The 26,188-nt window shown below is 69.6% G+C and carries 24 protein-coding genes; 14 read left to right on the top strand and 10 right to left on the bottom strand.

Annotated features, from left to right (window positions below; all coding sequences use genetic code 11):
- Positions 1-17 precede the first annotated feature (17 nt).
- Positions 18-203, bottom strand: a complete 186-nt coding sequence (locus tag ACFSXZ_RS03890) for a hypothetical protein (RefSeq protein WP_378261278.1) — start codon at positions 201-203, stop codon at positions 18-20.
- Between the two features lie 276 nt (positions 204-479).
- Positions 480-1,052 carry an avidin/streptavidin family protein gene (locus ACFSXZ_RS03895; protein WP_378261279.1) on the bottom strand — a complete coding sequence of 191 codons (573 nt, stop codon included), beginning with the start codon at positions 1,050-1,052 and terminating at the stop codon, positions 480-482.
- 323 nt (positions 1,053-1,375) lie between these two features.
- Here ACFSXZ_RS03895 and ACFSXZ_RS03900 point away from each other — a divergent pair, with 323 nt between their 5' ends.
- Positions 1,376-2,503 (top strand): GNAT family N-acetyltransferase, encoded by a 1,128-nt coding sequence (locus ACFSXZ_RS03900; protein WP_378261281.1) that lies wholly within the window; start codon positions 1,376-1,378, stop codon positions 2,501-2,503.
- On the opposite strand, the gene ACFSXZ_RS03905 is transcribed toward ACFSXZ_RS03900, so the two are convergent.
- On the bottom strand, positions 2,504-3,679 hold the full coding sequence (locus ACFSXZ_RS03905) for an MFS transporter (RefSeq protein ID WP_378261283.1): 1,176 nt from the start codon (positions 3,677-3,679) through the stop codon (positions 2,504-2,506).
- 34 nt (positions 3,680-3,713) lie between these two features.
- On the bottom strand, positions 3,714-4,967 hold the full coding sequence (locus tag ACFSXZ_RS03910) for an ATP-grasp domain-containing protein (protein WP_378261285.1): 1,254 nt from the start codon (positions 4,965-4,967) through the stop codon (positions 3,714-3,716).
- A 118-nt stretch (positions 4,968-5,085) separates the two neighbouring features.
- On the opposite strand from ACFSXZ_RS03910, the gene ACFSXZ_RS03915 reads away from it, so the two are divergent.
- The 3 genes from ACFSXZ_RS03915 to ACFSXZ_RS03925 are packed head-to-tail and all read left to right on the top strand — an operon-like array spanning position 5,086 to position 8,468.
- Positions 5,086-6,363 (top strand): CaiB/BaiF CoA transferase family protein, encoded by a 1,278-nt coding sequence (locus tag ACFSXZ_RS03915; protein WP_378261287.1) that lies wholly within the window; start codon positions 5,086-5,088, stop codon positions 6,361-6,363.
- Positions 6,364-6,365: 2 nt separating this feature from the next.
- Positions 6,366-7,181 carry a gamma-glutamyl-gamma-aminobutyrate hydrolase family protein gene (locus ACFSXZ_RS03920; RefSeq protein ID WP_378261289.1) on the top strand — a complete coding sequence of 272 codons (816 nt, stop codon included), beginning with the start codon at positions 6,366-6,368 and terminating at the stop codon, positions 7,179-7,181.
- Positions 7,182-7,241: 60 nt separating this feature from the next.
- The gene (locus ACFSXZ_RS03925; RefSeq protein WP_378261291.1) at positions 7,242-8,468 is read left to right on the top strand and encodes a helix-turn-helix domain-containing protein; all 1,227 of its coding nucleotides are present in this window, start codon (positions 7,242-7,244) and stop codon (positions 8,466-8,468) included.
- Here ACFSXZ_RS03925 and ACFSXZ_RS03930 read toward each other — a convergent pair.
- Positions 8,392-9,645, bottom strand: a complete 1,254-nt coding sequence (locus ACFSXZ_RS03930) for an aminotransferase family protein (protein ID WP_378261293.1) — start codon at positions 9,643-9,645, stop codon at positions 8,392-8,394. The genes ACFSXZ_RS03925 and ACFSXZ_RS03930 overlap by 77 nt on opposite strands.
- Before the next feature lie 26 nt (positions 9,646-9,671).
- On the bottom strand, positions 9,672-9,842 hold the full coding sequence (locus ACFSXZ_RS03935) for a hypothetical protein (RefSeq protein ID WP_378261295.1): 171 nt from the start codon (positions 9,840-9,842) through the stop codon (positions 9,672-9,674).
- 177 nt (positions 9,843-10,019) lie between these two features.
- Between ACFSXZ_RS03935 and ACFSXZ_RS03940 the strand changes: the two genes are divergently transcribed.
- The 6 genes from ACFSXZ_RS03940 to ACFSXZ_RS03965 are packed head-to-tail and all read left to right on the top strand — an operon-like array spanning position 10,020 to position 14,989.
- Positions 10,020-10,799 (top strand): HalD/BesD family halogenase, encoded by a 780-nt coding sequence (locus tag ACFSXZ_RS03940; protein WP_378261297.1) that lies wholly within the window; start codon positions 10,020-10,022, stop codon positions 10,797-10,799.
- A gap of 3 nt (positions 10,800-10,802) precedes the next feature.
- Positions 10,803-12,173 (top strand): hypothetical protein, encoded by a 1,371-nt coding sequence (locus ACFSXZ_RS03945; RefSeq protein WP_378261299.1) that lies wholly within the window; start codon positions 10,803-10,805, stop codon positions 12,171-12,173.
- A 30-nt stretch (positions 12,174-12,203) separates the two neighbouring features.
- Positions 12,204-13,157 (top strand): phytanoyl-CoA dioxygenase family protein, encoded by a 954-nt coding sequence (locus ACFSXZ_RS03950; RefSeq protein WP_378261301.1) that lies wholly within the window; start codon positions 12,204-12,206, stop codon positions 13,155-13,157.
- Positions 13,157-13,735, top strand: coding sequence for a biotin transporter BioY (locus ACFSXZ_RS03955; RefSeq protein ID WP_378261303.1), 579 nt, complete (start codon positions 13,157-13,159; stop codon positions 13,733-13,735). The genes ACFSXZ_RS03950 and ACFSXZ_RS03955 overlap by 1 nt, the downstream gene beginning before the upstream one ends.
- On the top strand, positions 13,722-14,399 hold the full coding sequence (locus ACFSXZ_RS03960; RefSeq protein WP_378261305.1) for an energy-coupling factor ABC transporter ATP-binding protein: 678 nt from the start codon (positions 13,722-13,724) through the stop codon (positions 14,397-14,399). Before ACFSXZ_RS03955 ends, ACFSXZ_RS03960 begins: the two co-directional genes overlap by 14 nt.
- On the top strand, positions 14,396-14,989 hold the full coding sequence (locus tag ACFSXZ_RS03965; protein ID WP_378261307.1) for an energy-coupling factor transporter transmembrane component T family protein: 594 nt from the start codon (positions 14,396-14,398) through the stop codon (positions 14,987-14,989). Before ACFSXZ_RS03960 ends, ACFSXZ_RS03965 begins: the two co-directional genes overlap by 4 nt.
- A gap of 68 nt (positions 14,990-15,057) precedes the next feature.
- On the opposite strand, the gene ACFSXZ_RS03970 is transcribed toward ACFSXZ_RS03965, so the two are convergent.
- The 4 genes from ACFSXZ_RS03970 to ACFSXZ_RS03985 are packed head-to-tail and all read right to left on the bottom strand — an operon-like array spanning position 15,058 to position 18,770.
- Positions 15,058-15,852 (bottom strand): acyl-ACP desaturase, encoded by a 795-nt coding sequence (locus tag ACFSXZ_RS03970; protein ID WP_378261309.1) that lies wholly within the window; start codon positions 15,850-15,852, stop codon positions 15,058-15,060.
- Positions 15,849-16,718, bottom strand: coding sequence for a class I SAM-dependent methyltransferase (locus ACFSXZ_RS03975; protein WP_378261311.1), 870 nt, complete (start codon positions 16,716-16,718; stop codon positions 15,849-15,851). The genes ACFSXZ_RS03970 and ACFSXZ_RS03975 overlap by 4 nt, the downstream gene beginning before the upstream one ends.
- Entirely contained in the window at positions 16,718-16,978 is a 261-nt protein-coding gene (locus ACFSXZ_RS03980; protein ID WP_378261313.1) for a phosphopantetheine-binding protein, read from the bottom strand. Before ACFSXZ_RS03980 ends, ACFSXZ_RS03975 begins: the two co-directional genes overlap by 1 nt.
- 52 nt (positions 16,979-17,030) lie before the next feature.
- Positions 17,031-18,770, bottom strand: coding sequence for an AMP-binding protein (locus ACFSXZ_RS03985; RefSeq protein WP_378261315.1), 1,740 nt, complete (start codon positions 18,768-18,770; stop codon positions 17,031-17,033).
- A 138-nt stretch (positions 18,771-18,908) separates the two neighbouring features.
- On the opposite strand from ACFSXZ_RS03985, the gene ACFSXZ_RS03990 reads away from it, so the two are divergent.
- The 4 genes from ACFSXZ_RS03990 to ACFSXZ_RS04005 are packed head-to-tail and all read left to right on the top strand — an operon-like array spanning position 18,909 to position 26,177.
- Positions 18,909-19,814 (top strand): SDR family NAD(P)-dependent oxidoreductase, encoded by a 906-nt coding sequence (locus ACFSXZ_RS03990; RefSeq protein ID WP_378261317.1) that lies wholly within the window; start codon positions 18,909-18,911, stop codon positions 19,812-19,814.
- Positions 19,811-20,464 (top strand): acyl carrier protein, encoded by a 654-nt coding sequence (locus ACFSXZ_RS03995; RefSeq protein ID WP_378261319.1) that lies wholly within the window; start codon positions 19,811-19,813, stop codon positions 20,462-20,464. Before ACFSXZ_RS03990 ends, ACFSXZ_RS03995 begins: the two co-directional genes overlap by 4 nt.
- Positions 20,422-24,495 (top strand): amino acid adenylation domain-containing protein, encoded by a 4,074-nt coding sequence (locus ACFSXZ_RS04000; RefSeq protein WP_378262749.1) that lies wholly within the window; start codon positions 20,422-20,424, stop codon positions 24,493-24,495. Before ACFSXZ_RS03995 ends, ACFSXZ_RS04000 begins: the two co-directional genes overlap by 43 nt.
- Positions 24,492-26,177: an AMP-binding protein gene (locus tag ACFSXZ_RS04005; RefSeq protein ID WP_378261321.1), complete on the top strand. Its 1,686-nt coding sequence runs from the start codon at positions 24,492-24,494 to the stop codon at positions 26,175-26,177. The genes ACFSXZ_RS04000 and ACFSXZ_RS04005 overlap by 4 nt, the downstream gene beginning before the upstream one ends.
- Positions 26,178-26,188 lie beyond the last annotated feature (11 nt).

Raw genomic sequence — 26,188 nt, forward strand, 5'->3', positions numbered from 1 at the left:
CCCACTGGCGAACACCGTCAGGTCAGGTAGCCATAGGACCATCCGAACTGCGCCGACTCACCGTGGTTCACCGCTGCCCCGAACTGCGCGAGGCAATCCTGTTCCCGGCCCGAAGCATGGGATTGGACGTCGAATCCGGACTGGTCGAGCTGCTGCTGCGGGATCTGGGCACCACCACGACCGACGACGCCTCCGGCGGGCAAGCAGTTCCCGATCCCGTAACGCCGCGGCGATCCGGTCGGACACGCTTTCCAGGCGTCGATAGGTCCACGCCTGCTCGGCGATCGCCACCGCCTCGGGTATGCGTGAACCGACCGCTCTGATCAGCTCCGGAATCCCGTGGGACGCCGCATACTCCACTTCTGGTCCACAAAGGACACTACCCTCGGTCGACTCCGATCCCCTGTCACCTACCGCGCACCGTGCCCGGTCAGGGCGACGGTGCGCGGCACCGCCTCGATTGTCCGGCTGCCGGCGCGCTAATGGCTCTGTGGGAACGCCGACCCACGGCCGGCCGTCCGCGCCTGCGCGATGGCCGTCGCGCTCGGCGGGGTCCGGGTGAACTCGTCGTGTCCCACATTGGTGGCCTGCCATTCGGCGGCCGCGGTGCTGCTCGTGGTCAGCAACCACTGGGTGACGATTTCCGGCTGGGCACCGGCGAAGTACTGGCCACTCCACGTGGCCGTGGAATGCGCGTTGAGCTTGGAATTATAGAAGGTCACCGTCCAACCGACCGAAACGCCGTCGCCCGCGGGCGGCGCCGAGTCGAACCGCCCGGTGAGGACGTAGTAGTCCGTGGCCTCGCCGACAGCCGAGTAGTAGTTCCCGCTGAGCATGCCGTCCGCGGTCGCGGTCAGCTTCATCTTCGAGCCGAGTTCGTTGTACCAGACGCCGGTGAGTTCGTCGGCCAGATCGTTCGGTGCCGCATGCGCGGCGGTGACGGTCGTCGCGTGCTGGGCCGGCGATGACACAGCCAGCGCGCTCGCGGACGCGCCGGCTCCGGTGAGCAGTACCGCGAAGGTGATCACGAGTGTCTTGCGTAACCTGGTCACAGCCAATTCCCCTTCATTCCTTGATTGACAAAATCCAAAGTGGACAACGTGCCTGCCTGCTCACCAGGACAGGGGGCATCGCGGCGGCTTCGCAAAGCAGCGAAAGTCAGCCGAATTCACACCTTCGGTTGAAAAATCCCCAGTTCGCCCCCCCGAATCCCTCGTGCGACAGTCGATCATTAAGCCTTTTGGGACCGTCGATCAATTTCACAACGGAGCCCGTCCCCCGGCATTCAATCGGAGGTTACAACGGGAAAATATGGTTGGCAACCTCCTTCGGCACGGGATAAAGTCGATGATAAGGGGTGATCTGGGGGTGGGGGATGCACAGGCTCGCGCCGAGGTACCGGTGGTTCACCGGTACGCAGCACAATCCGTTGTGGTGGCCGGAAACCGTGGGCGACCCGCGGCACGGATCGGCCTGGGCACTCGGTTCCCGGCAGGACGGCGACGGGCAGAGCTTCGTCGGCGCGGACCCCGGTCCGGCCGTCTGGATACGGCGTGGTTCCACGGGGGTGACACCCGCGCGCATGGACGCGGTGGTCGTGTGCGCGGCCGTCCGGCGCGGGGTGCCGCAGGACCAGGCGACGATCGCCGCCGCCCGCGCGGCCGCCGGCGATCAGCTGGTCATCGCGGCCAACGGATACACCACACCGCTTCTGGGCGTCGGTGATGACGCGGAGATCGGCGGATTGCTGCACGCCGTCGGGGAGGCCGCCGACGCGGCCGGAGCGGTGCCGGTGGTGCTGCACTGCCCCGCGGGCGATCCGCTGTTGCGCGTGTTGCCGCGCCTGGGTTACCTCGTCGGCATCACCGATCTGTACGCCAGTATCGCATTGCCCGGTGCCGACCTGGCCGATCTGCTGGCCACCCTCCCGGCCAAGCGGCGCACCACCATCCGCCGGGAACTGCGCGCGCCCTCCCCCGGTGCCGGCCGGATCGTGGCTGGTGCGGCGGCCGAACCGTTCATCGACCCGGCGGCCGAGTTGGTGGCGGCCGCTTACCGCGCTCGCGGCCAGTCCATCGAACCGGCCGCCGTGGCCGGAAACTACCGGCGGCTGCTCGCCGCTTTCGGCGCGGATTTCCTGCTCAGCATGGTGTTTGCCGATGACCGGCTATTGGCCTCCACCTGCGTGCTCACCGCCCGAGACACCGCGATGAGCTACAGCGCGGGTTTTCGGCTGCCTGAAGCGAAAACGGTCGCGGGCTATTTCAACGCCGCCTACTACCTGCCGATCAAGCACTGCTACGACACCGGGCGGACCACATTGCTGCTCGGTCCCGGCACCCTCGAGGCCAAACGCCTGCGCGGTGCGCGATTCGGCCCGCTCTATTCAGCGGTGCCCCGAAGTTGTGCGCCGCTGGCCGCATTGCTGACCCGGACCGACGCCTGGCACCGCCGCAGATTGGCCGAACTGCCCCTCGCCACGGCGCAGCACCCGGACTCGTGATCAATCGCTGAGCGCCGGCACCAGCCGGACCAGCAGGAGGCCACAGCCGAGCAGGCCGAGGCCCAGCAGTGCCCAGCCGGTGAAGCCGAGATCGAGACAGAGTGCGCCGAGCAGCACCGGCGCGATCGCCTTGACCAGTCCCCGCCCCAGGCCGAACACGGCTTGGTACTGGCCTTGGGACCGCTCGTCGGCCAAGTCGAAACTCAGCGTGAACGAGGACGCCGTCTGCCACAGCTCGCCGGCGGACTGCACCACGACGCCGACAAAAAGCAGCACCACCAGCACCACGGACGGCCCGGACAGGAACGCGGTAAGGCCGAAAATCAGGCAGCTCATCAGGAAGGTCGCGCCGGCCCGCAGTCCGATCCGCGCCGCCGCCCGCGCGCTGTCCGCCTGGCGGCTCGCGGCGACCTGGAACAGGATTACCACCATGGTGTTCACCACGATCAACGCGGAGGCCAACCAGGCCGGTACCCCTGGCAGCCGAAGAACCCACAGCGGAAGCAGCACGGCCAGCACGTCGAAGTGCAAGCTGAGCAGGCCGTGCAGTGCGGTGACCGCCAAATACCGGCCGTCCCGCAGGGCCGTCGGTGACCAGGCCCGCCGCGGCGGGCCGGTGGCGGCCCGGACCGCGACCGGCAACCGCCGCACCAGCACCCCGCCGGCCGCGACGAACGCCGCGACCGCGCACATCATCACCGTGTAGGACAGTCGGGTGTCCACCGCGATCGCGGCGGCGGCACAGGCCGCGCCGAACGTCACGCCGAGATTCGCCACCGACCGCAGATAGGCCCGTACCCGCGTCCGTTCCGCGCCACCGACCTGGGCTATCAAAGCGCCGATCGCCACGTTCGCGCCGCGGTCGGTGATCATCACCAGCGCGGTGATCACCATCAGCGCGGGGAAGGCGGAGGTGGTCACGAACAGCACCGTGGCCAGTGCCCGGCACAGCAGCATCAGGGTGGCCATCGGCCGCGCGCCCACCCGGTCGGCGAGTTGCCCGATGGGCAGCGCGCCGAACAGGCCGGCGAAACCCGCCACGGACAGGGCCAGCGAGGTGTGGCCGCTGTTCAGGTGCGCCGAGCGGACCAAAAACAGCGCGAGCCCGCCGGTCAACTGGCCGGTGCCGGTGGTGTTCACCAGCACGGCGATGGTCAGCGGCCGGATCCCGGGCACCTCGGGACCTGCCAGTGCCCGGGGAAGCCGCCGGCTACGGCCTGCCGGAGACCGGCGCGAAATGGACGTCAAGGGTTCCCGCCAACCGGTCGGCGGCCGCGACCGCCGCGGCCCGGGTCGGCGCGCACGCGACGTGCACCGCCCGGATACCGAAATTGTCCTCAATGGACCGCAACACCGAACCCGGCCGCACATAGCACCGGGTCTCCACATGCTCCGCGGCCAGGCGTACCGGCTCGTCGCCGACCACCACGGCGGTGACCTCGCCGACTCCCTCGGACACGCACCGGCGCACCGCGACCGCGGCGCGGCTCGGGGTCAGGTCCGGGGTCCGTCCGTGCAGCACGTCGCACCAGGCGCCATACAGGTTGATTCCGGTCGCGGCGAGCACCATGTGCGCCAGGAACAGTCCACCGATCCGGGCATTCACCTCGATCACCTGGGGGCCGTCCCGGGTAAGCCGCAGTTCGGTGTGCGTCGGCGCGTCGCTGATACCGAGCGCGCCGACCGCGGCGACGGCCACCTCGTGCACCTGGCCACGCAGCCGCTCCGGCAGTTCGGCCGGCACCTCGGCACCGAGCTTGAGAAACCGCGGCGGATGCCCGATTTCCTTGGCCACCACCGCGATGACGCTGGTGCGGCCGGCCTGGGTGATCGCCTCGACGCTGACCTCGGGACCGTCCAGGTAGCGCTCGACCAGGTAGCCGCCGGTCCACGACTGGTCGAGCACCGCCTGGTAGGCGGCATCGAGTTCCGCTTCGCTGCCGGCGTAGACCACCGCGGCGCTGTTGGACCGGTCCGCCGGTTTCACCACGACCGGGAATCCCAGTTCGGCCGCCGCGCGGGAAAGTCCGGCGCGGGTGGTGAACGTGCGCCAGGCCGGCCCGGGCACACCGGCCTTGTCCAGCATGGCCCGCTGCGATCGCTTGTCGGCACAGACAGCGCCGGTCCGTGCGGTGTGGCCGCGCAGCCCGAGCCGATCGTTGAGCCGGCCCACCGTCGGGAGCAGGTAGTCGAAATCGGCGGTGATACCGGTGAGCGGGAACTGTTGGTGGAAGCGGACGATCCGGTCTTCGACCGCGCTCATGTCACCGCGCCGGAAGGCATCCACCAGCGTGTCCACCGGAATCTGGCGGTCGCCCAGCCCGAACAGTTCGCTGCCCGGGTGATCGGCGATCACGATTTCCACGCCGCGGCGCGCGAACGTGAGCACGCCGATCTCCCGCTCATGCAGCGGACGCAGGAAAAGCACCCGCTCCAGCACCATGTCTTCCCCCGCCTGTGTCATTGGACTCGCCCTTCCGGTCGAGCGTATACCTCGCCGGAGCGCTGCTTCCAGCGGAAAGAAAAGCGTGGATCTGTTCCCTGGTCCGGACAACGGGCTAAAGTCGGTCCGGGAGGACGATATGACGAGTAATCCCCGCACGAATTGTTCTTCCGGCAACAGCGAGAATCGGCACGCGAAGCCCCCCGGCCCGCTACACGGCGTGCGGGTGCTCGACCTGACCCAGGTGGTGTTCGGGCCACTGGCCACCCGTCGGCTGGCCGAACTGGGTGCCGAGGTGTGGAAAGTGGAACCGCCATACGGCGAGGTCGGCCGGCAGATGGGCGCGGTCGCCGCGCCGGGCGTGTCCTCGATTCACCTCACCTGCAATGCCGGCAAACGGGGGGTCTGCCTCGACCTGCGGGCGTCCGCGGTCCGGGCGGTGCTCTTGCGGATGGCCGCCAAAGCGGACGTGTTCATCCATTCGATGACGCCGGCGACCATCGCGGCGCTCGGCCTGACCTATCCGGAAGTCACCGCGGCCCGGCCGGACATCGTGTACGCCAACCTCTGGGGTTTCGGCCGGGGCGGCCGTTATGCCGGCGCGCCCGCCTATGACGACATCATCCAGGGACTGTCCGGGCTGGTGGGGCTGGAGAAGGACACCACCGGCGTTGAGGCCTTCTCGCCGAGCATTCTGTGCGACAAGGTGTGCGCGCTCTACGCGGTGTCGGAAATCGCCGCCGCGCTTTTCGGCCGGGCGCGCACCGGAACCGGCGTGGAACTGGAATTTCCCATGTTCGAGATCATGACCGCGGTGAACGCGGTGGAACATCTCGACCAGCTCGTGTTCGACACCGCCGGGCGATCCGGCTACCGGCGCGCGCTGTCCCCACACCGCCGTCCATATCTGACACTCGATGGCGCGGTGACGATCCTGCCCCACAAGGACCGGCACTGGCGCGCAGTGGCGGGCTTGCTCGGCCGGCCGGAACTGGCCGATGACCCCCGGCTGGCGACGGTCGCGGCGCGCGCGGCCAACCCAGCGCTGGTGACCGACCTGCTCAGCGACTTCGCGGCGGCCCGCACCAGCTCGGAATGCCTGAATGGGTTGCGGTCAGGCCAGATACCCTGCGGCCCGGTGCGCAGTCTGGACGAACTTGTCGACGATCCGCATCTGGCCGACGTCGGGTTCTGGCAGCGACTGGAGCATCCGGTGGCCGGTGCGATCCGGCTGCCCGGTGTGCCGGGCCGGGCCGCGGGCTCCGGCCGGCTGGCGCCGGAGTTGGGCGAGCACACCGCGACGGTGCTGGCCGAATGCGGTTTCCCCGCCGCGGAGATCGACGAACTGTGCCGGACCGGCGTCGCCCGGCAGGCCACGGTGGTGACCACGGCAGGCACCAGTCGGGAGGTGAGCTGACCATGGCAGGCGATCCGGTGGTCGGCGTGTCCGGCTGCGCCCGCCCCGGCGGCGCGGACGGCGGTCAGCTGTACCGGGTGGACGACAAGTACGTGCTCGCCATCGCCGAGGAGATCGGCGCACTGCCGCTGATGATTCCGCCGATCGGCCCGCTACTCGCCGTACCCCGGCTGCTCGAACTCGTTGACGGCCTCCTGCTCACCGGAAGCCTCTCCGACATCCATCCGGCCGCCTGGCACGTCACCGAAACACCCCGCGCGAGCGCGACCCTGGACCGCGACCGGGACGCCACGGTGATTCCGCTGATTCCCGAGGCGTTGCGCGCGGGTATTCCGATACTGGCCATCTGCCGCGGACTGCATGAGGTGAATGTCGCGTTCGGTGGCAGCATCGGTGAGCTGGCGGACAAACGGCGGCATCGCGGTTACACCGACCTGCCGGAGTCCGCGGTGACCGAGCCGGAGGCCTTCTACGGCAAGGTGCATCCACTGCGCATCGAGCCGGGCGGACTGCTCGCCGAATTCGCCGCCGGCAGTGCGCAGCCGTGGGTGAACTCCTACCACCAGCAGGTGATCGCCACGCTCGCGTCCGGACTGACCGTCGAGGCGTACAGCCCGGATGGTTACGTCGAAGCGGTGTCCCGCACTCACGACCCCGGCGTTTGCCTTGCCGTGCAGTGGCATCCCGAGCACCGCATCGCCCGCGACTGGCCGCTGAGCAAGGCCATCTTCGCCTGGTTCGGCGCGCAGACCCGGCGTCGTGCCCAGGCACGCGGGCTGCCCCGTTCAGCGGCTGACACTTCGCGAGGGGCGTGTTAACCTGCAATTCGTCCCGATGGACGAAAAACAACTTTTGTGTTCCGGGGGGCTGGTTCACCGGTGTCGCAGCGCATTCTCATTGTCTCCACAAATGAGACGGATTTCGAATGGCCGGATGACTATGTCACGAAAACGGCCGCCGATCGGCCGACCGGTCTCCGGCTGGTCCGCGAATGGCGGCCGGACGTGGCAATCCTGGTGGCGAACGCGCAGTGCGCGCAAGAAGTCGACACCATCAGGAAGCTGCGCGACGGTTCACCGGAAAACTCGTTACCCGTTCTGCTCATCGCCGACCGGCCTGAACCGGAACCGCTGATCGCGGCCATTCGGGCCGGTGCGCGCGGATTCCTGTCCGGCGACGCGCCACCGGACATCGTCCGCGTCGCGGTGCGGGCCCTGTTGGCCGGTGGCGGCTATTTCGGCGCCGAGGCGACCGATCGGCTCGTCGAACACTGCGTGTCGCACATAACCCGGCCCATGGTCCTGGAACCGGACGAACCGCGGCGCCGTCGGCTCCTGGAGGACGCCGCGATGCTGCGCCGGATGGCCGACGCGCTGTCCGACCGCGTCGCGCGATATTCCGACCTGGCCGCCCCGGCCGCCGTCCCGGTCCTGGCCCCGCCCGCCGCAAGCGGCGGGGCGCGGATCATCGCGTGCGTCGCGCTCGACACCGCCGACGGGTTGCCCGAACTGGTCCGCGACCGCCTGGCAGGACTCGACATCGGCACGGTCATCGGGCATGCCGGGGACGTCGTGCTGGTGACCGCGCCGGACCGGGACTGGCGCAAGATAGCGTCGGCGCTGGTCGGCCTCGATCGCCCGGTGTACGTGGGCATCTCCACCGCGTTCACCGACGATCCGGCCGCGGCCGTCGAGGACGCTCTCGCCGCATTGGCCGCGCTTCGCCGCTGTGACGCCCCCGCGGACAGCGAACTGTCCGTCGAGGAGTTCACGCTGCCGATGTGGTTGGCCGAGGCGGCCGACCACATCGCCCTCGGTCGCCGGCTGCCCGCGTCCTTTCACCGGCTGCGCAACTATCCGACGCTGTCGAAGACGCTGACCCGCTGGCTGCGCTACGACTGCGACGTCCGCCGCGCGGCCACCACCATGCACGTCCATCCGAACACCGTGCGCTATCGACTGTCCAAAGTAGAGCAAATTATCCGGCACAGCCTGTCCGACCTGCCGGTGCTCACCTCGCTTTATCTGATCACGCTGGCGTCTCCGGCTCCGGTCGTGTCTCCTGCCGAACCCGCCGCCGCGCCACCCGGCCGAGCGCGGCGCTGATCGCCGCCGGAATCCGGTCCAGGTCGGCGTCCTCGATCACGAAGGGCGGAGAGACCTGCAGGGCATTCCCGCCGGTGACCCGGATCAGCATGCCTTCGGCCACCATCGCGTCGGCGACCTGCGCGGCGACCTCCAGTTCGTGGCACGCCACGGCGGCCAGGAATCCGGTCCCGCCGCGCACCTCGGCGATCTCCGGGTGCGCACTCAGTGGCAGCAGCCCGGCCAGCAGGCGCGACTCCCCGGCCCGCACCCGGGTCACCAGGTCCTCCCGTTCCAGGATGTCCAGATTGGCCATGGCCGCGGCGCAGGCGGCGGCATGGCCGGAGTAGGTGAGGCCGTGCTCGAACACGTGCGGCGTGCCGGGGTTCCAGAATGTCTCAGCGACCGGACCGGCGGCGACCACCGCGCCCAGCGGCAGGTAGCCGGAGGTCAGTCCCTTGGCCAGCAGCATGAGGTCCGGGCGCAGGCCGTACCGGTCGGCCGCGAACATGCTGCCCGCCCGGCCGAAGCCGGTGACCACCTCGTCCAGGATGAACACGATTCCGTGCTTGCGGCACAGTTCCTGAGCTCCGGTAAGGTAACCCTCCGCCGGCGGCACGACCCCGGCGCCGCCGGCGATCACCGCCTCGCACAGGAACGCCGCGACGCGCCCCGAGCCGTGTGCCAGAATGGCCCGCTCCAGTGCGGCCAAATCCATCATCGGCACGGTGATCCGGCCCGGCAGCAACTCGCCGTACCCGGCCCGGAACTCGGGCACCCCGACCAGACTGGTGCCGAAGCCGTGCAACCCGTGGTAGCCGCCTTCCCGGGTGATCACCGCCTGCCGCTCGGTCTGCCCGCGCGCCTGCCAGTGCCGCCGGACCAGCTTGATCGCCGTCTCCACCGATTCCGAGCCGCCGCTGGTGAAAAAGACCTTGGCACCGGCCATCGGCACCAAGGCCGCGAGCCGGTCGGCGAGTTCTTCGGCCGGCGGGGTGCAGAACCGGCCGAAAACCGGATAGGTCGCCAGTTCCCGTAGTTGCCGACCGACCGCCTCGGCGATCTCCGCCCGGCCGTGGCCCACGTTGGCGAACCACAGGCCGGCTGGCACGTCGAGCAACCGCCGTCCCTCGTCGTCGAACACATACGCGCCCTGGCCGCGCACGATCCGGTGCACCCGGCCGGATATGGTCGGCATACGCGCGTGGTTGTGCCACAACGCGTTCACCGCGCACCGTCCCCGGCCAGGCCGGCCATGACGCGGCCCACGTTCAGTGTCCCCGGCGGCAGGATGCCCGCACCGAGCCACGCAAACTCCTCAGTGGACAGTGGGGCGAGTCCCGGTTTGCCGGCCGCCACCGGTTGCCCGCCACCCGGCCGCGCGTGATCGGTCACGAACCGCCAGCCTAGCTCGGCCTCCGGCCAGGCCACCACGACCGCGCCCGCGTTCTGGACAACGACAAAACGCGGCCGGCCAAATTTGGACAATCTCCAACCGGCCGATATTGCCGCAGTCGACGAGGCCCGGCTGTAATCGAGATGGTGTCCGTGCGCCGACCGGAGGGGCAGACCATGGAAACCACGTTCGACGCGCAGGAGGTCAACGCCCGGCTGCGCGCTCATCTGGAAACCTGGCTCACCCCGGACACGCACTTCGACCTCTACAGTCGTTTCCACCGCGACGGATTCGTCAAAGTGCGCGACATCGTGCCCGACACGATTCGGGCCGCCATCCACGCCGACGTGCTCGATCTGCTGGAAAAGAATGCCGAACGCCGCGATCTGCTGCTGGCCACGACCGGGCACACGCCGCGGTTCATGAGTGTGGTGCGCAGTGAACTGATCGCCGAGCAGAGCCCGCTCATCAACGCGGTCTACCTGTCCGCCCCGCTGCTGGCGGCGCTGGCGCGGATAGCCGGCGAGGAACTGTTCGCCTGCCCGCAAGCCGACGAGGAATTCCTGATCACCAGCCAGAACCGCAAGGGGGACACGCACGGCTGGCACTGGGGCGACTTCAGCTTCGCGCTGATCTGGATCATCGACGCGCCACCGCTGGACATCGGCGGGATGCTGCAGTGCGTGCCGCACACGGTCTGGAACAAGTCGGCGCCCCGCATCCACCAGTACCTGTGTGACAACCCCATCTCCACCTACGGTTTCGTCCTCGGAGATCTGTATCTGCTGCGCACTGACACGACGCTGCACCGCACGGTGCCGCTCACCGAGGACGCCCGCCGGGTCATCCTGAACATGACGTGGGCCAGCGCCAAGGACCTGCGTTCCGGGCCGGACGGCAACGACCGCTGGTGGGAGGACGGTACGGTCGGGGCTGCCAGCACCGTGCGGGACTGAGCGGTGACCTTCACCGTCGGCGACCGGCATGATCCGGCGTTGCTGGCCGAGGCCGCGCGACTGGTCGCCGAGGTCCCCAACACGCGACTGGCCGGGCGGGTGGGCGAGTTGGTCGTGGACAACGCCCGGTGGCGAGGCGTGGAGTGCGTCAACCTGATCGCCGCGGAGGCGCCGACCAGCCCGGTGGTACGCGCCCTGCTGGCCACCGAGGCCGGCACCCGGGCGTCCGGCGGCCATATCGGCGCGCTGTCCCGCTGCTTCCCCGGCATGCGCTATCTCGACCAATTGGAGGCGCTGTGCGTCGCACTGCTGGCGGACCTGTTCGACGCGGAATTCGCCGATCAGCGGCTGATGGGCGGCATGGCCGGTTGCCTGGTGGCATTCACCGTGCTCGCCCGGCCGGGTGAGCACGTGATGAGCCTCCCGCTGTGCGCGGGTGGTGACTCCAGCGGTCACCTGGACGGTCCGGCCGGGGTGCGCGGGCTGACCATCTCCGCCATCCCGTTCGACCCGGTCGAACTGACCGTGGACCTGGACGAGTTCGGCCGACGGGCGCGCGCCCGAAGGCCCGCGGTAGTGTCGCTCAACCAGACCACCGCGCTGTTCGCGCTGCCGGTGCGAGAGATGAAGCGCATCATCGAGCCGTGGGGTGGCCGGCTGTACTTCGACGGCGCCCACCAGGCCGGCCTCATCGCCGGGGGCCAGTACCCGAACCCGCTCGCCGAGGGCGCCGACATCCTCACCGGCTCGGGCGGCAAAACGTTCAGCGGGCCGCAGAGCGGGATGATCATGTGGAACGACGAACTGCTCAGCGAGCCGATCGTGTCCGCGATCTTCCCCGTGCTGACCGGCTCCCATCAGCTCAACCGGGTCGCCGCGCTCGCCTTGGCCGCCTGCGAACTGCGTGAGTTCGGGACCGGGTACATGGCCGCGGTGGTGCGCAACGCCCGGGCGCTCGCCGCCGCGCTGCACGACCGCGGGTTCACCGTGATCGGCGCGCACCGCGGGTACACCGACACGCACCAGGTGCTGGTGGACGTGCGCGCACACGGCGGCGGCGTCGTGGTGAGCCAGACGCTGGAGCGCGCCAACATCATGGTGAACAAGATGCTGTTGCCGGCCGCGGCGGACGTCGCCCGGCCGGTTTCCGGCGGCATCCGGCTCGGCACGACCGAGGTGACCCGGCTGGGCATGGGGCCGGCCGAGATGACGGTGCTCGCCGAGTTCATCGCCCGGGTTGTGCTGGCCGGCGACGATCCGGACGCGGTGGCTGGCCGGGTCCGCGAATTCCGCGCGGCTTTCCAGACGCTGGGCTTCTGTTTCCCCGCGATCGGCCAATTGGCCCTTACCGTACCGCGACAAGAACGGGAATAATTGATGCCACAACTGGGGAAGGAGATGCCGATGGCGTTGCCGGAGAACGAGTTCGCGAACAACTTCCACCTCACCGAAGAACAGGTCGCACAATTTCGCACCATCGGTTTTCTCAAATTACCTGGCTTCTTCAACAATTCGGTGCTCGCGTCGCTGCGCCGGCGGATCGAGGCGGAGCTGGACAACGCGCCTGCCAACTTCCAGGCGGAGTTCAGACGCCTCAAATACGACTTCGAGACCAGCCGGGAGGAGCTGTACGCGCTGCTCGCGCAGCCCTACTTCCGGCGGGCGATGACCGCGCTGACCGAGCGCACCATGTTCCTGACCTTCGAGATGTGCTTCGAACTGGAGAAGAACGTCAGCAAGGGCTTCCCGTGGCATGTCGGCGTGCAGAGTTTCGGTTACCAGCGCGCGCATGACTACGCCTGCACGATCTGGGCACCGCTCGACCCGATCGACCCCGCCGGGCAGCAGGGGGGCATGCAGTACGTGCCGCGCACGGTGCTGTCGGCCGAATTCGTGTACGAGTACGTGGAACCCGCGCTGGTGGAGTCACTGCGAATCCGCGCGGCGCGGGGTGAGCCGATCGAACTGGCCGACTATTTCGCGCTGCGCGAAGGCGTGCTGAACTCCCCCGCGATGCAGGACATCCTGCGAGCCCAGGCCGTCGAGGACGCGTTCGAACCCGGCGACGCGCTGATCTTCGACAAGTACGTGGTCCACCGCAGCCGGCCGCTGGGCGAGGGCCCGCTGTCCCGGCGGGACGCGTTCGTCATGCGGTTCGTGGACAGCACGTCCCGCTACGACCGGCAACGGGCTCTCGACATCGACTTTCCCGCCCAGCAGTTCGGCTACAAGCCCTTTACCCGCTCGCACCTGGACGTGGGCTCGGTGGACGGCGAACTGCTCGCCGAGAGCCCGTACTTCGACAATCACGCGGCGCGCACCATCACCCACGTCGACGCCGGAACGGAGCGGACGTAGTGCGCACCCGGGATGTCGTGCTCATCGCCCTGTTCGCGGCGATCACCGCGGCGCTCGCGCTGTTCCCGCCGCTGCCGCTGTCGCTGACCGGCGTGCCGATCACCGCCCAGTCGCTGGGCCCCATGCTGGCCGGTTCGATCGTCGGCTGGAAACGCGGGACCCTGTCGCAACTGCTGTTCCTGGCGCTGGTCGCCGTCGGGCTGCCGTTGCTGGCCGGCGGCACCGGCGGGCTCGGCGTGTTCCCCACCGTCAACGGCGGCTATCTGATCGGGTGGGCGATCACCGCCGGCGTCATCGGCTGGCTGTACGAGCGATTCTGGAATCGGCTCAACATCGCGGTGGCGATCCTGATCGTCGCGTTCGGCGGCATCGTGGTCCTCTATGCGCTCGGCAGCGTGTGGGTCGCCGTGGTCGCGCACCTGACCTACTGGCAAGCGATCGCGGCCAACGGGCCGTTCCTGATCGGTGACGCGGTCAAGGTGGTGATCGCCGCGCTCATCTCGCTGGGTGTCAAACGGGCGTACCCGGTCATCGAGCCGCGGAGCCCGGGAAAACCGGCGGCGCATGATCACGGTTGACCGGGTCCGCGCCTGCTACGGCGACCGGCTTGTGCTGGACGACATCACCGTCACGCTGGGGGAGAAACGCGTCGGGGTGATCGGCGCCAACGGTTCCGGTAAGAGCACGTTCGCCCGGCTGCTCAACGGCCTGCTGCTGCCTACCAGCGGTTTGGTCACCGTGGACGGACTCGACACCCGCGAATCCGGCCGGGCGGTACGCCGGAAGGTCGGGTTCGTGTTCCAGAACCCGGACAACCAGATCGTGCAGCCCACGGTCGCGGAAGACGTCGCGTTCGGGTTGAAAAACCTCGGACTGGCCAGGCGTGACATCGCCGGGAAGGTCGGCGAGATCCTTGGCCGGTACGGCCTCGAGCACCTGCGCGACCGGCAGTCGCACCTGCTCAGCGGCGGCGAGAAGCAACTGCTCGCGCTGGCCGGAGTGCTGGTGATGCGACCGGCGTACGTGGTACTCGACGAGCCGACCACCCTGCTGGACTGGGCGAACCGGCGCCGGCTGATGGACGCGCTCGCCGGGCTGGACGAGACGGTCATCCTGGTCACCCATGACTTGGACACGCTCACCGGCTTCGACCGGGTGCTGGTGATCGACCACGGGCGCCTCGCGGTCGACGACACCCCGCGGGAGGCGGTACGCGGCTACCTCGAACTGGTTTCCGGGTGACGGCCGCGCTGTATGTCGACCGCGACTCGGTCGTGCACCGCGTCCCGCCCGGCGGCAAACTGGTCGCCCTGGTCGCCGTGGGCACCGCGGTGTTCCTGGTCGGCGACTGGCGGATACTGGCCGGCATCCTGACCGCGGTGGTCGTGCTCTACCGGTGCGCCCGCGTCCCGTGGCAAGTCATGCTGCGGTCGCTGTGTCCGGCACTGGTGAGCATGATCTTCGTGGTCGTCGCCGGACTGCTGGACGGCTGGCTCACCGCGGCTCTGGTCGCCCTGCGCCTGGCCACCCTGGTCCTGCTGGCCGGCGTCATCACGCTGACCACGCACACGTCGGCGATGCTGGAGTCGCTGGAACGCGCGCTGCGACCGTTGCGCCGGGCAGGCGTCAACCCGGCCAAGGTCAGCCTGGCGCTCTCGCTCGCGCTGCGGTTCATTCCGGTGATCGCGCAGATCGTCCTGGAAGTACGCGAGGCGCAGCGGGTGCGCGGGATGGAGCGCAATCTGTTCGCGGTCGCGCTGCCGGTGGTGATCCGCACCCTGCGCATGGCCGACGATATCGCCGACGCGGTCGACGCCCGCTCGTTCGGCTAGTGCGTGTTCACAGTGCGCGCAATCGGATTCGAGCGGACCCGACACCACCGGCCCGCTCCTCGAGAGAGCTACTTGGTTCCGGCGCGGAGCGCGGACACCGCGGCCAGTTCGCGCCTGGTCACCCCGACCCTGCTGAGCACCGGCAGGAACACTTCGCGTAGGAAGACCGCCCGGTCGATCCCGACCGAGCGCATCACCCGCACCCGGTCCGTGTAGTCGGGCACCAGATCGTAGGCGGGCATGGTGAAGTGGCTGAACACATGCCACAGGTCGGCGATGGTGCCTGGTCGGTCCTCGGCGAGGCAGGACTCGATCACGTCGAGGTAGAAACCACCGTGGGCGGCTTCGTCCCGGGAGATGAAGCGGTAGATCGATGCCAGCAGTTCGTCGCCGGCCTTCCGGGCCGCGGCCAGTTGGTGCCGGTAGATCATCCAGGTGGTCTTCTCCTGGAGCGCGCCATAGCACACCATCCTGCGCACCGTGGCGAACGGCAGTTTCCAGCGCTTGGCGAGCAGTTCGTTCTCGAAGGCGACCATCTGTTCCGCGCTGCGCGCTCCGGTATTGACCAGGTACTGGCGCAGGGCGAGGGCGTGTTTGGCCTCCTCGTAGCCCCAGTTCACCTGCCACCACGCCTGGCCGAAGGACTCGCGCACCAGGTTGAGGCCCTCACCGACATAGTCGGGCATGTAGGACTCGACCGCGAGAAAGGTCTCGGCGCACAGCACCAGATCGGGGTGCGGTTCCCGGTCGCCCGCAAGGTCCCAGGGAAGGTCGTCGAACACGTTCCAGCGCCGTTTGCGTTCGGCGGTCTCGAAGAACTCCATGTACTTGCGGTACAGCACTTCCTCACTCACATAACTCATCGGATCTCCCTGCGCCGGAAGCCAAACTGGCCCAGACTCTGATAACGCCGGTCGAAGGCGAGCACGCAGACCGACAGGTACCGTTCGTAGTCGGCAAAAACGACGCTGCCCCAACGGCTTTCGACGACTTTCCGGTTGACCCGCAACCGGCGCAGCCATTCCTGGCAGGTACGCCGGTAGTGCGTGCGCCGAGTGTGCAGGCCGACCAGCTCCCAGTACTGGTCGGCCGCGGCGATGACGTCCTCCAGCCGGGGGCTCATGCCGCCGGGAAAGATATGGTCGGTGACCCATCGCAGTTCGGTGATGTCGGCCCGGTCACGGGGCATTCGGTCGCGCAGGATCACCTGGAGCGCGAAGGTTCCCTCCGGCCTGGTCCAGGTGTGCACGCGCCGGAAGAAATCGGCGTAGATCCGCCGGTGCGCGCCGCTGCGCACGTCCGACGGACTGGCGATGTGTTCCATCATGCCGATGGACAGCACCGCGTCGAAGGTTCGCTCCGGCACGAAGTCCCGGTAGTCGGTGAGCAGCAGCGTAGCGCCCGGGATCTTTCGGCGCCGGGCCAACGACAGTTGCGCGCCGCTCAGGGTGATCCCGCACATGTCCCGCACGCCACGGACATCCGCCTGGTAGGCCAGGTTGGCGCCCCAGCCGCAGCCGATGTCCAGCACCGAGGTGTCCGGCCCGGTGCCGGCGAGTTCACTGAGATACCCGAGTTTGCGGGCCTGCGCCGCGTCGAGGTCGGTGTCGTCGAGGTCGTCCGGGTCCGTCCACAGTGCACACGAATAGTTGAGCTGGTGGTCCAGCCACAGGGAAAAGAATTCGTTGCCGACGTCGTAGCTGACCTCGATGTCGGCCGGGGTCGACATCAGGACGCCTCGGCCCGGGCGCGGCCGATGATGCCGATCAGGTCGCCGACGGACTCGATGGCGGCCAGGTCGTAGTCGGGCAGGGTTACGCCGAACCGGTTCTCCACCCGGGCGACGAGTTCCAGCATCTGCACACTGTCGATGCCGACCTCCGCGATGTGCGCGTCGCGGCGCAGGACGGCCGGGTCGACGTGCGGTGCCAGTTCCCTTGCCTCGGCGCGAATCCCGGCCAGGATCTCCTCGTCGGTCAGTGTCGCCATGCCATGTCTCGCTTTCGCTGTCGTGCCGGTCTCGTTGCCGGGTCGAGGTCGGTCATCCACGCTGCCCCGCCAGGACGCCGGCTGCCAGCAGCTCGGCGGTGAGCGAACGCCGCAGCTTGCCGGAACTGGTCTTGGGCAGTTCGCCCTCGAACACGGTGACCTCACCCACGGTGATCCCGATCCGGCGGAACACCACGCGCCGCACCCGCGCGGCCAGTCCTGCGGAGTCGACCGGCGCGCGCACCGCGACGACGAGTTCGACGCCCTCGGTGTCGCCGGCGCGCACCGCCAGCGCCGCGACGTGGCCCAGCCGGACGCCGGGCACCTCGCTGGCGGCCCGCTCGATGTCCTGCGGTTGGTAGTTGACCCCGTTGATCACGATGAGATCCTTGCCACGGCCGGTGACATACAGCTCGCCCGCGTGGCGCAGGCCGTGATCACCGGTGTGCAGCCAGCCGTCCCGCCAGACGCGCTCGGTGAGCTCCGGCGCGCCGAAATAACCGTCGGCCAGGCTGGGGCCGCGCACGACAACTTCACCCTCCACCCCGTCCGCGCAGTCGAGCCCGCGCTCGTCGACGACCCGGATCTCCGAGCCGGCCACCGGAAACCCACAGGACACGAGTTCGGTGATCCGCCGGGTGGCCGGGGCGGGTCCGCTGACCCGGCGGTCGGCTGCCAACCGGTCGGCGTCCACGGTGAGCGTGCGCACGCCGGTGTCCCGCGGCGCGAGCGCGACGGCCAGGGTGGATTCGGCCAGTCCGTAGGAAGGCAGGAACGCCTCCGGCCGGAAACCGCTGGGCGCCAACCGGTTCGCGAAGGCGCGCAGCGTGTCCGCGTGTACCGGTTCGGCCCCGCAGCCGGCGACCCGCCAGGCGGCGAGGTCGAGTTCGGCGACCTGGTCGTCGGTCACCCGCCGGGCAGCCAGACCGTAGGCGAAGTTGGGAGCGAACGCGATCGTGCCGCGCACCTCACTGAGCAACCGGAGCCAGGAAACGGGATCACGGGCGAACCGCAACGGCCGCAGGTACCAGGTGGGAACCTCGTCAAGCAGCGGCACCAGCACGAACCCGACCAGGCCCATGTCGTGATACAGCGGCAACCAGTTGACCGCGCGGTCGCGCTCGCCGTCGGTGGCCAGTCCCGCTCTGATCGCGAGCATGTTGGCCAGCAACGCGCCGTGGCTGACCATCGCGGCCTTGGGCATTCCGGTGCTACCACTGGAAAACTGGAGGAAGGCCAGATCACGGGCGGCCGGCCGGTGCGACCGTCCGGCCGGTGCCACGCGCAGTGCCGCGTAGTCGTGGATCGGCAGCCCCAGACCGGCTTCGGCGATCAGACCGCGCAGTGGACCGCTGACCACGCAACAGACCGGCCGGGCGACAGCGCGGATCCGGCGCAGTTCGGCGGAATAGTCGTCGAGCCGGCCCGGCCGGAACGGCGGATAGACCGGCACTGCGACGATTCCGGCGTGCAGCGCGGACAAAAACAGCGGGATGAACTCGTACTCGTCCGCCACCACCAAAAGCACCCGATCGCCGGCCGCGACCCCGAGGCCGGACCAGCGCGGCGCCAGCCAGGCGGTCAGCGCGCCGAGTTCAGCGAAACCGATCCGTTGTGCCGCACCCGTTCCATCCGGGTTCGTGCCATCGAAGGTGAGAAATCGTCCGCTGGTCAACTGGTCGAGCACATCGGCGAGCGTCACCGCCGCGATCGCCCCGTGGTGCACCGCGCTCCCCTCGACCGGCCCGCGATGTTCTCCGGCGAATCCGGCAACAATCCGGGAATTGATCAATTTATCGTCCCCACCGGAAACCGGTACGACCGACGCTAGCAAGCTCAATGGTGGAGCACAAGCGCCGAACGGGGTCTTGCCAGCCCCCGGACACCGGGTTAATCTGCGAAGAGAGAATCCACCAATTTCGATGGATATTTGTTTGACGAATCCGGCGACACGCGGAAGCCGGGGAATTCCACGAAACGGGGGCTTTCGTTGCGCGACATCGCCGGCGCGGTCGGCATAGTCACCGGGGCTTCGCGCGGCATTGGACCGGTCATCGCGGCCCACCTGGCCGACCTGGGCGTACGCCTTGCGCTCGTGGCCAGGTCGCGCGCGGGGCTGGAAAAGACGGCACAGACCATCGCCCGGCCGGGCCGTGAACCATTGATCATCACGGCCGACCTGACCGAGATCCCCGGCCAGCAACGGGTGATCGACACGGTGTGCCAGGAGCTGGGGCCACCGGAACTGTTGATCTGCAATGCCGGAATCGAATATCTCACCTTGTTTCACGAAGCCCCGGTCGAGGCGATCCGAGAAGTGATCCTGACCAATTTGTTCGGCACCGAGGCGCTCGTCCGGGTCGCCCTGCCGCATATGCTGCGCCGGCGACGCGGACACATCGTGGTCATCGGCTCGGTGGGTGGCCGGACCGCCTACCCCTACGCCACGGTGAACTGCTCGGCCAAGCACGGCCTGGTGGGCTTCACCTGGTCCCTGCGCGAAGAACTGCGCGGCAGTGGGGTCGGCGTGTCCGCGGTATATCCGACGATGGTCAGCCGGGTCGGCATCGCCGCGCGGTGGAACGCTGGAGGGCGCCCGGCGCTGCTCCGTACGGTGCCACCGGAAGCAGTCGCCGCCGCCGTGCTGCGCTGCATCCGGCGCGACCGGGTGGAGATCACCGTGGCGCCGCCGCTGGAGCGGGTCGCCGACGTGTGCAGCGCGGTGTCCCCGCGCCTGACCGCCTGGATGGCGCGTACCGCCGGGGTCTACCGGTTCCTGCGCGCCGCGGCCGCGCGGACCGCCGCCGAGCGGGAATTCCCGAAGGACACGAAATGACGGCGCCCTCCGCGCGCGGCGAGTCCACCGAAGCGCTGCGCGATCAGCTCACCACGCTCGTCGCGGAGACGACCGGTTCACCGGTGCGGGGCGATCGGCTGTTCCTGGAATCCCTTGCCACGCTTCGGTTGAAGTCGGCACTGCACGCGCGGTACGGCGTCGACATCGGAGTGGAGTCGTTGTTCGACTTTGGTATCGACGAACTCGCCGACACGCTGCAGGCCGCACTGCTCGATCGGCACTTCGCCGAGCCGGAGGAGATCATCGAGCCCGACGAGGCGGGCAGGTCACTGCCGTTCCCGCTGACCGAGGTCCAGCAGGCATACTGGCTGGGCGGTGGCGATTTCGAACTCGGCGGCCGCTCCGCGCACTTCTACCTGGAGATCGATTTCTTCGCCGCGTCCGCCGGAGAGATCGGCGCCGCGTTCGACCGGTTGCTTGTCCGGCACGACATGCTGCGTGCCGTACTGCTGCCGGACGGCAGGCAGCAGGTACTCGCCGGCATCACCACTACCCCATCCGCCACCACGATCACGACGCCACCGACGCCATTCGAGCCGAACTGGCCGATCAGGTTTTCGACCCGTACCGGTGGCCGCTCTACGAAATCCGCACCCAGGACCTCGGCGACCGCGTCCGGCTGCACCTGAGCATCGATCTGTTGATCGCCGACGCGAGCAGCATCCAGTTGCTGCTGGCCGAATGGATCCGGCTGATCATCGACCCGCACACGGCGTTGCCCGCGCTCGGCGTGACCTTCCGCGACGTTCTGCTGGCGACGGCGGCCCTCCGGAACAGACCGGCCTACCAGCGGTGCCGGCGATACTGGCTCGACCGGATCGGCACGCTGCCGCCGGCACCCCGGCTGCCGGTCCGCGACCTGCCGGCCGCGCACCGGCCCGAGTTCACCCGGCGCGAGCACCGGTTTTCCCCCGCGACCTGGGCCGGCCTACGCGATCGTGCCAGGGCGTCGAGGGTCACGCCGTCGATGCTGTTGTGCGCGGCCTACGCGGAAGTGCTGCGCGTGTGGAGCTCCCGGGAGCGTTTCACGCTCAACGTCACCGTTGCCCAAAGGCCAGGCGGGCATCCCGGTGTCGCCGGCGTGATCGGCGATTTCACCGGCACGGTCCTGCTGGAGTGCGAGCTGACCGGCAGTCCCGATCTCGCCACGACGGCGGCCACGATCCAGCGGCAACTGCGTGCGGATCTGGCGCACGCGGAATTCACCGGCGTGCTGGTGCAGCGGGAACTTGCTCGCACCGGCACTCCGGACCGGGCCCGCATGCCGATCGTGTTCACCAGTTTGCTGACCGAACCTGACGGCGTCGCGGCTTTCGAGGACGTCGTGTTCGCCACCGGCTACGCCATCTCCCAGACCCCGCAGGTGCTGCTGGACAATCAGGTACTGGTGCGCGGCGAGGGCCTGCTGGTCAGCTGGGACGCGGTCGACACCGCGTTCGCGGCCGGGGTCCTCGACGACATGTTCGCCGCCTACACCGGCCTGCTGCATGCCATCGCCGACGACGAGCACACGCTGCGCCTGCGGGTTCCGGTCACCGCGCCGCGCCGGCAACTCGACGCGCGGGCTGCCGTCAACGACACCGCCGGTCCGCTGCCGCGGGAACTCCTCCACGCCGGCATCGATCGCTGGGCGCGGCATGATCCGGACGCGCCCGCTGTGCTCACCGCGGACCGCACGCTGACCTTCGGCGAGTTGGACCGGCGCGCCAACCAGGTCGCGCACTGGCTGCGCAGCACCGGCGCCGGCCCCAACAGCCTGGTCGGCGTGCTGATGCGCAAGGGCTGGGAACAGGTGGTCGCCGTGCTCGGGATTCTGCGCGCGGGGGCGGCCTACCTCCCGATCGACGCCGACCTGCCACCGCTGCGCGTCGCGCGGGTGCTCGACACCGCCGGCGCGGAACCAGTGGTGGTCCAGACCGGTGTCACCGGGTTCGGCGCGCGGCGGGCGCTGGTGGTCGAGGCGGCGCGGGCGAACCTGCCGGACGGCCCGGTCGAGTCGCCGCGCACCGCAGTGACCGACCTGGCCTACGTGATCTTCACGTCGGGCTCGACCGGGGCGCCGAAGGGCGTGATGGTCAGCCACCGCGCCGCGGGCAACACCCTCGCCGACATCAACGACCGGCTCGGCGTCGGCCCCGGCGACCGGGTGCTCGGCCTGTCCGCGCTGAGTTTCGACCTGTCCGTGTACGACATCTTCGGCGTGCTGGGCGCGGGTGGCGCGATCGTGCTGCCGGATGCGGACGAGGTGCGTAACCCGGCTCACTGGGAGTCGCTGACCGTGCGGCATGGGGTGACCCTGTGGAACAGCGTGCCCGCGCTGCTGGAAATGCTGGTCGAGCACCGCGCGACCGCGGCCACCCCGCTGCCGGCCACGCTGCGGGCCGTGCTGCTGTCCGGCGACTGGATCCCGCTGCCCCTCGTCCGGCGCCTCCACGCGGGCGCCGGCCCCCTGATCTACGGCCTCGGCGGGGCGACCGAAGCCGGCATCTGGTCGATCTGGCAGCCGATCACCGCAGTGGATCCGGAGTGGCGCAGCGTCCCGTACGGCACCCCGCTGCGCAACCAGGCCTTCCGGGTGCTGGACTCCCGGTTCGCGGACAAGCCGGATCTGGTTGCGGGCGAACTGTTCATCGGCGGGAGCGGGCTGGCCGACGGATACTGGGCCGACCCCGCACTGACCGCGGCAGCCTTCCCAGCGCACCCGGACACCGGGGAACGGCTTTACCGGACCGGGGACACCGGCCGGTATCTGACGGATGGCAGCATCGAATTCCTCGGCCGGCTGGACACCCAGGTCAAGATCGGCGGGCACCGGATCGAACTCGGCGACATCGAGGCCGCGCTCGCCGAGCACGACCAGGTCCGCGCGGCCGTCGCGGTGGCCACCGGGCCCGACGGCGGGCCCCGGCGCCTGGTCGGCTACGTCGTGCCCACCACAGACGCCGGCTTGGATCTCGCCGAACTGCGCGATTTCCTGGCCGCGCGGCTACCCGCCTACCAGGTGCCGCCGGTCATCGTGGCGCTGACCGCCTTGCCGCTCGGCCCGAACGGCAAGGTCGAACGCGCGGCCCTGCCGCCCCCACCTCCCGCCGAGCCGGCCCAGCCACCGGCCGGCGACGCCGAACGGACGCTGGCGGAGATCTGGCGGTCGCTGCTCGGCACCCCGCACGTCGGCCGCGACACCGATTTCTTCGCCCTGGGCGGCGATTCGCTGCTCAGCGTGCGTGCGGTCGCCCTGGCCGCCGAGGCCGGCCTGCACTTGAGCGCGGCCGAGTTCTGCCGGCACCCGACCGTCGCCGGGCAGGCAGCCCTCGCCCGGTCGGCGCCACCACCCACGGCCCCCGAGGAGCCGGCCGAGGGACCGGTCGGCCTGACGCCCAGCCAGCACTGGTTCTTCGCGCAGGAGGTGGCCGAGCCCGATCACTGGAACGGCATGTGGCCGGTGTTCGCCCTCGGCCGGCTCCTGGACACCGCTGTGCTGGCCCGCGCGCTGGATATCGTGCTCGCCCGGCACGAGGCACTGCGCACCCGGTTCCACCGCGCCCGGTGCGGCTGGCGTGCCGAAATCGTCGCGGCGCGGCCGTCCCCGGCCGGCCTGGTCGAGGCGGTCGGGCTGGCGCACGTCGCCGACCACGATCTGGAGGCGGAGATCGGCGCTCATGTCGCGCGCCGCAACGGCGGGCTCGACCTGGCGAACGGCCCGGTGGTCACGCTGACATCCTTCGACCTCGGTGCGCGGCGGGCGCCACGACTGCTGGTCAGCGCGCACTGGCTGGTCATGGATTACTACTCCTCGCGCGTCTTCTACGAAGAACTGCGTGTCGCGTATTTCGCGCTCGAACGAGGCGAAAACCCCGTACTGCCACCAAAAACCGCGTCCCTGCGCGCCTGCCTGGCCCGGCTCGCGGAGTGCGTGCGCGAGCCGGAAGCGGCTGGGGAACTGCCCTACTGGACCGAGCTGGCCGGCCGGCGCGTCAGCGCCCTGCCCGTGGACCACCGGATCGGACCGAACACCCAGGCGTCCGCGGCCCGCGTTCTCGTCCAGCTCACCGGCGCCACGGCGGACGCGGTGCTCGCCCGGCCGCCGGCCGCGCGCGGCGTGGAGATCCGGGACGTGCTGATCACCGCGCTGGTCCGCACCATCGCCGGCTGGACTGATGTGCGGGAAGTCGCGATCGAGCTGGAGGGCCATGGCCGGGAGTGGGCCTACGGCGACCTGGACGTGTCCCGCACGGTCGGACGGCTGTCGACCCTCACGCCCGTGCTGCTGCGCACCGGTGATCTGCGCGCCGTCCGCGACCAGCTGGCGGCTGTCCCGCACCGCGGAGCCGGATACGGCATCCTGCGCGAACTACACCACGACCCCGAGGTCCGGGCCAGGCTGGCGACGGTGCCGGCTCCTGAGGTCGGCTTCAACTTCTGGGGCGAGGTGAGCGAGTACTTCACCGCGGACTCCCGGCCGGTGATCGAGTCGTTCGGTCATCACCGCGGGGAGTCCGGGCTGCGTCCGAGGGTGCTCGACCTCACCGCGCTGACCGTCGCCGGTGAGCTGTGGCTGGTCTGGACCTACAGCACCAACCTGCACACCGAGGCGACCATCACCGCACTGGCCGGGCGGTTCGAGCGGGAACTGGCTGAACTGGCCCGGGACGCCCGTTGAGCGACTACACCCACCCGGAGGAGCTGTTCGGCGCGGCGACCGTGCCCGAGATCCTGGCTCGCGCCGGACGCGGCGAGCGCGGCATCACGCTGATCGACGGCGGCCTGCGCGAAACACCGCTGCCCTATGCGCTTCTCGCCGCCACGGCGAACCGAGTCGCCACCGGGCTCGCCCGCGTGGGGGTGCGGCCGGGTGACCGGGTCGCACTGGTGTCCACGACCAGCCCGCGATTCCTTCTCAGCCTGTTCGGGGTGTGGCGCGCGGGCGCGGTGCCGGCGGTCATCGCACCGCCGCACCGGCTGACCGACCTGGCCGCCATCATGGCCGACCTCCGGCGCCGGATCGCCCACCTCGACGCGTGCTGCCTGGTCGTCGCCGATTCCTTCGGCGAGTTCATCAGCAAGCGGATCGGCCCGGAAGTGCCCGTGCTGACCTGTGGCGAGCTGGTCACCGGCCGGGCGGACGACCCACCGCGGCACCAGCCGGCGCCTGAAGACATCGCCTACCTGCAGTTCACCTCCGGCACCACCGGGCCGTCCAAGGCGGTCGTCCTCACCCACCGCCAATTACTCACCAACGTGGCGGTGTGCTGCCAGCGGCTCCTGGTCGAGGGCGTAAACAGCGTGCACGTCAGCTGGGCCCCGCTCTACCACGACCTCGGCCTGGTCGCGGTGCTCTCCGCGGTCGCCGCCCGGATTCACCTGATTTTGCAGGCGCCCGAAGCGTTTCTGGCCGCGCCGGACAGCTTCGTGGACGCGTTGTCGAAGTTCCGGGCGACCAGCACCGTGGCGCCGAACTTCGCCTATGGCCTCGCCGGGGACGGCATGCGGCTGCGGCCACGACGGCTGGACCTGTCCGCGCTGCGGGTGTGCGGTGACGGCTCGGAACCGACACGGCCCGGGCCGGTCGAGGCGTTCACCACCTACGGCGCGCCCTACGGACTGCGGCCCTCGGCGATCACCCCGATGTACGGCCTGGCCGAGGCCACCCTGTCGGTGACCATGGGCGACCGGTTCGCGCCGTTGAGCTGGGACGTGGTCAGCAGGCAGTCGCTGTGCTCAGGCGGCACGGCCGATCCTGCGTCCCCCGGCGAGTCCGCCGCACGCACCCTCGCGGTGTGCGGCGACGCGGTGCCCGGCGTGACGGTGACGATCCAGGACGCGCGGGGCGCGAACGTGCCGGACAGGGTGATCGGCGAGATCTGCGTGCAGGGCCCCTCGGTGATGCTCGGCTACTGGCAGGCGCCGGAGGCCACCGCGGAAGTGATCCGGGACGGTTGGCTGCGCACCGGCGACCTCGGCTACCGGACGCCGGCGGGCATCGTGGTCTGCGGCCGCGGCAAGGACATGATCATCATCGGCGGCGCGAACCTCTATCCGGAGGACTACGAGCACGTCGCGGCCCAGGCCGACATCTCGGTCACCCGCTGTGCCGCGTTCGCGGTGCCCGACGAGGAGCGGATGATCGTGGCGGTCGAGCTGGCCGGCGACGTGGATCCGAACGCGGTCGCCGACGCGGTCATGGCGCGGCTGCGGGGCGAGCTCGGGCACGCCCCGGACCGGGTCGTGGTGATCGGCCGCAACGCGATCCCGCGCACCTCGTCGGGCAAGGTGCAACGCGGCCGCTGCCGGGAAAGCTATTTCACCGGCCGGCTACCGGTTCTCGCCGAAAGCGCTCGCTGAACGCGCTTGGA

Origin of the sequence: Amycolatopsis pigmentata (genome assembly GCF_042684065.1) — a bacterium.
Classification (GTDB): domain Bacteria; phylum Actinomycetota; class Actinomycetes; order Mycobacteriales; family Pseudonocardiaceae; genus Amycolatopsis_E; species Amycolatopsis_E pigmentata.

Coding starts and splice junctions, on each gene's coding strand:
- ACFSXZ_RS03940 (WP_378261297.1), top strand. CDS start 10,020: ATGGAAACCACGTTCGACGCGCAGGAGGTCAACGCCCGGCTGCGCGCT.
- ACFSXZ_RS03980 (WP_378261313.1), bottom strand. CDS start 16,978: ATGGCGACACTGACCGACGAGGAGATCCTGGCCGGGATTCGCGCCGAG.
- ACFSXZ_RS03910 (WP_378261285.1), bottom strand. CDS start 4,967: ATGACACAGGCGGGGGAAGACATGGTGCTGGAGCGGGTGCTTTTCCTG.
- ACFSXZ_RS03995 (WP_378261319.1), top strand. CDS start 19,811: ATGACGGCGCCCTCCGCGCGCGGCGAGTCCACCGAAGCGCTGCGCGAT.
- ACFSXZ_RS03930 (WP_378261293.1), bottom strand. CDS start 9,645: ATGCCGACCATATCCGGCCGGGTGCACCGGATCGTGCGCGGCCAGGGC.
- ACFSXZ_RS03975 (WP_378261311.1), bottom strand. CDS start 16,718: ATGTCGACCCCGGCCGACATCGAGGTCAGCTACGACGTCGGCAACGAA.
- ACFSXZ_RS03970 (WP_378261309.1), bottom strand. CDS start 15,852: ATGAGTTATGTGAGTGAGGAAGTGCTGTACCGCAAGTACATGGAGTTC.
- ACFSXZ_RS03920 (WP_378261289.1), top strand. CDS start 6,366: ATGGCAGGCGATCCGGTGGTCGGCGTGTCCGGCTGCGCCCGCCCCGGC.
- ACFSXZ_RS03900 (WP_378261281.1), top strand. CDS start 1,376: ATGCACAGGCTCGCGCCGAGGTACCGGTGGTTCACCGGTACGCAGCAC.
- ACFSXZ_RS03960 (WP_378261305.1), top strand. CDS start 13,722: ATGATCACGGTTGACCGGGTCCGCGCCTGCTACGGCGACCGGCTTGTG.
- ACFSXZ_RS03950 (WP_378261301.1), top strand. CDS start 12,204: ATGGCGTTGCCGGAGAACGAGTTCGCGAACAACTTCCACCTCACCGAA.
- ACFSXZ_RS03915 (WP_378261287.1), top strand. CDS start 5,086: ATGACGAGTAATCCCCGCACGAATTGTTCTTCCGGCAACAGCGAGAAT.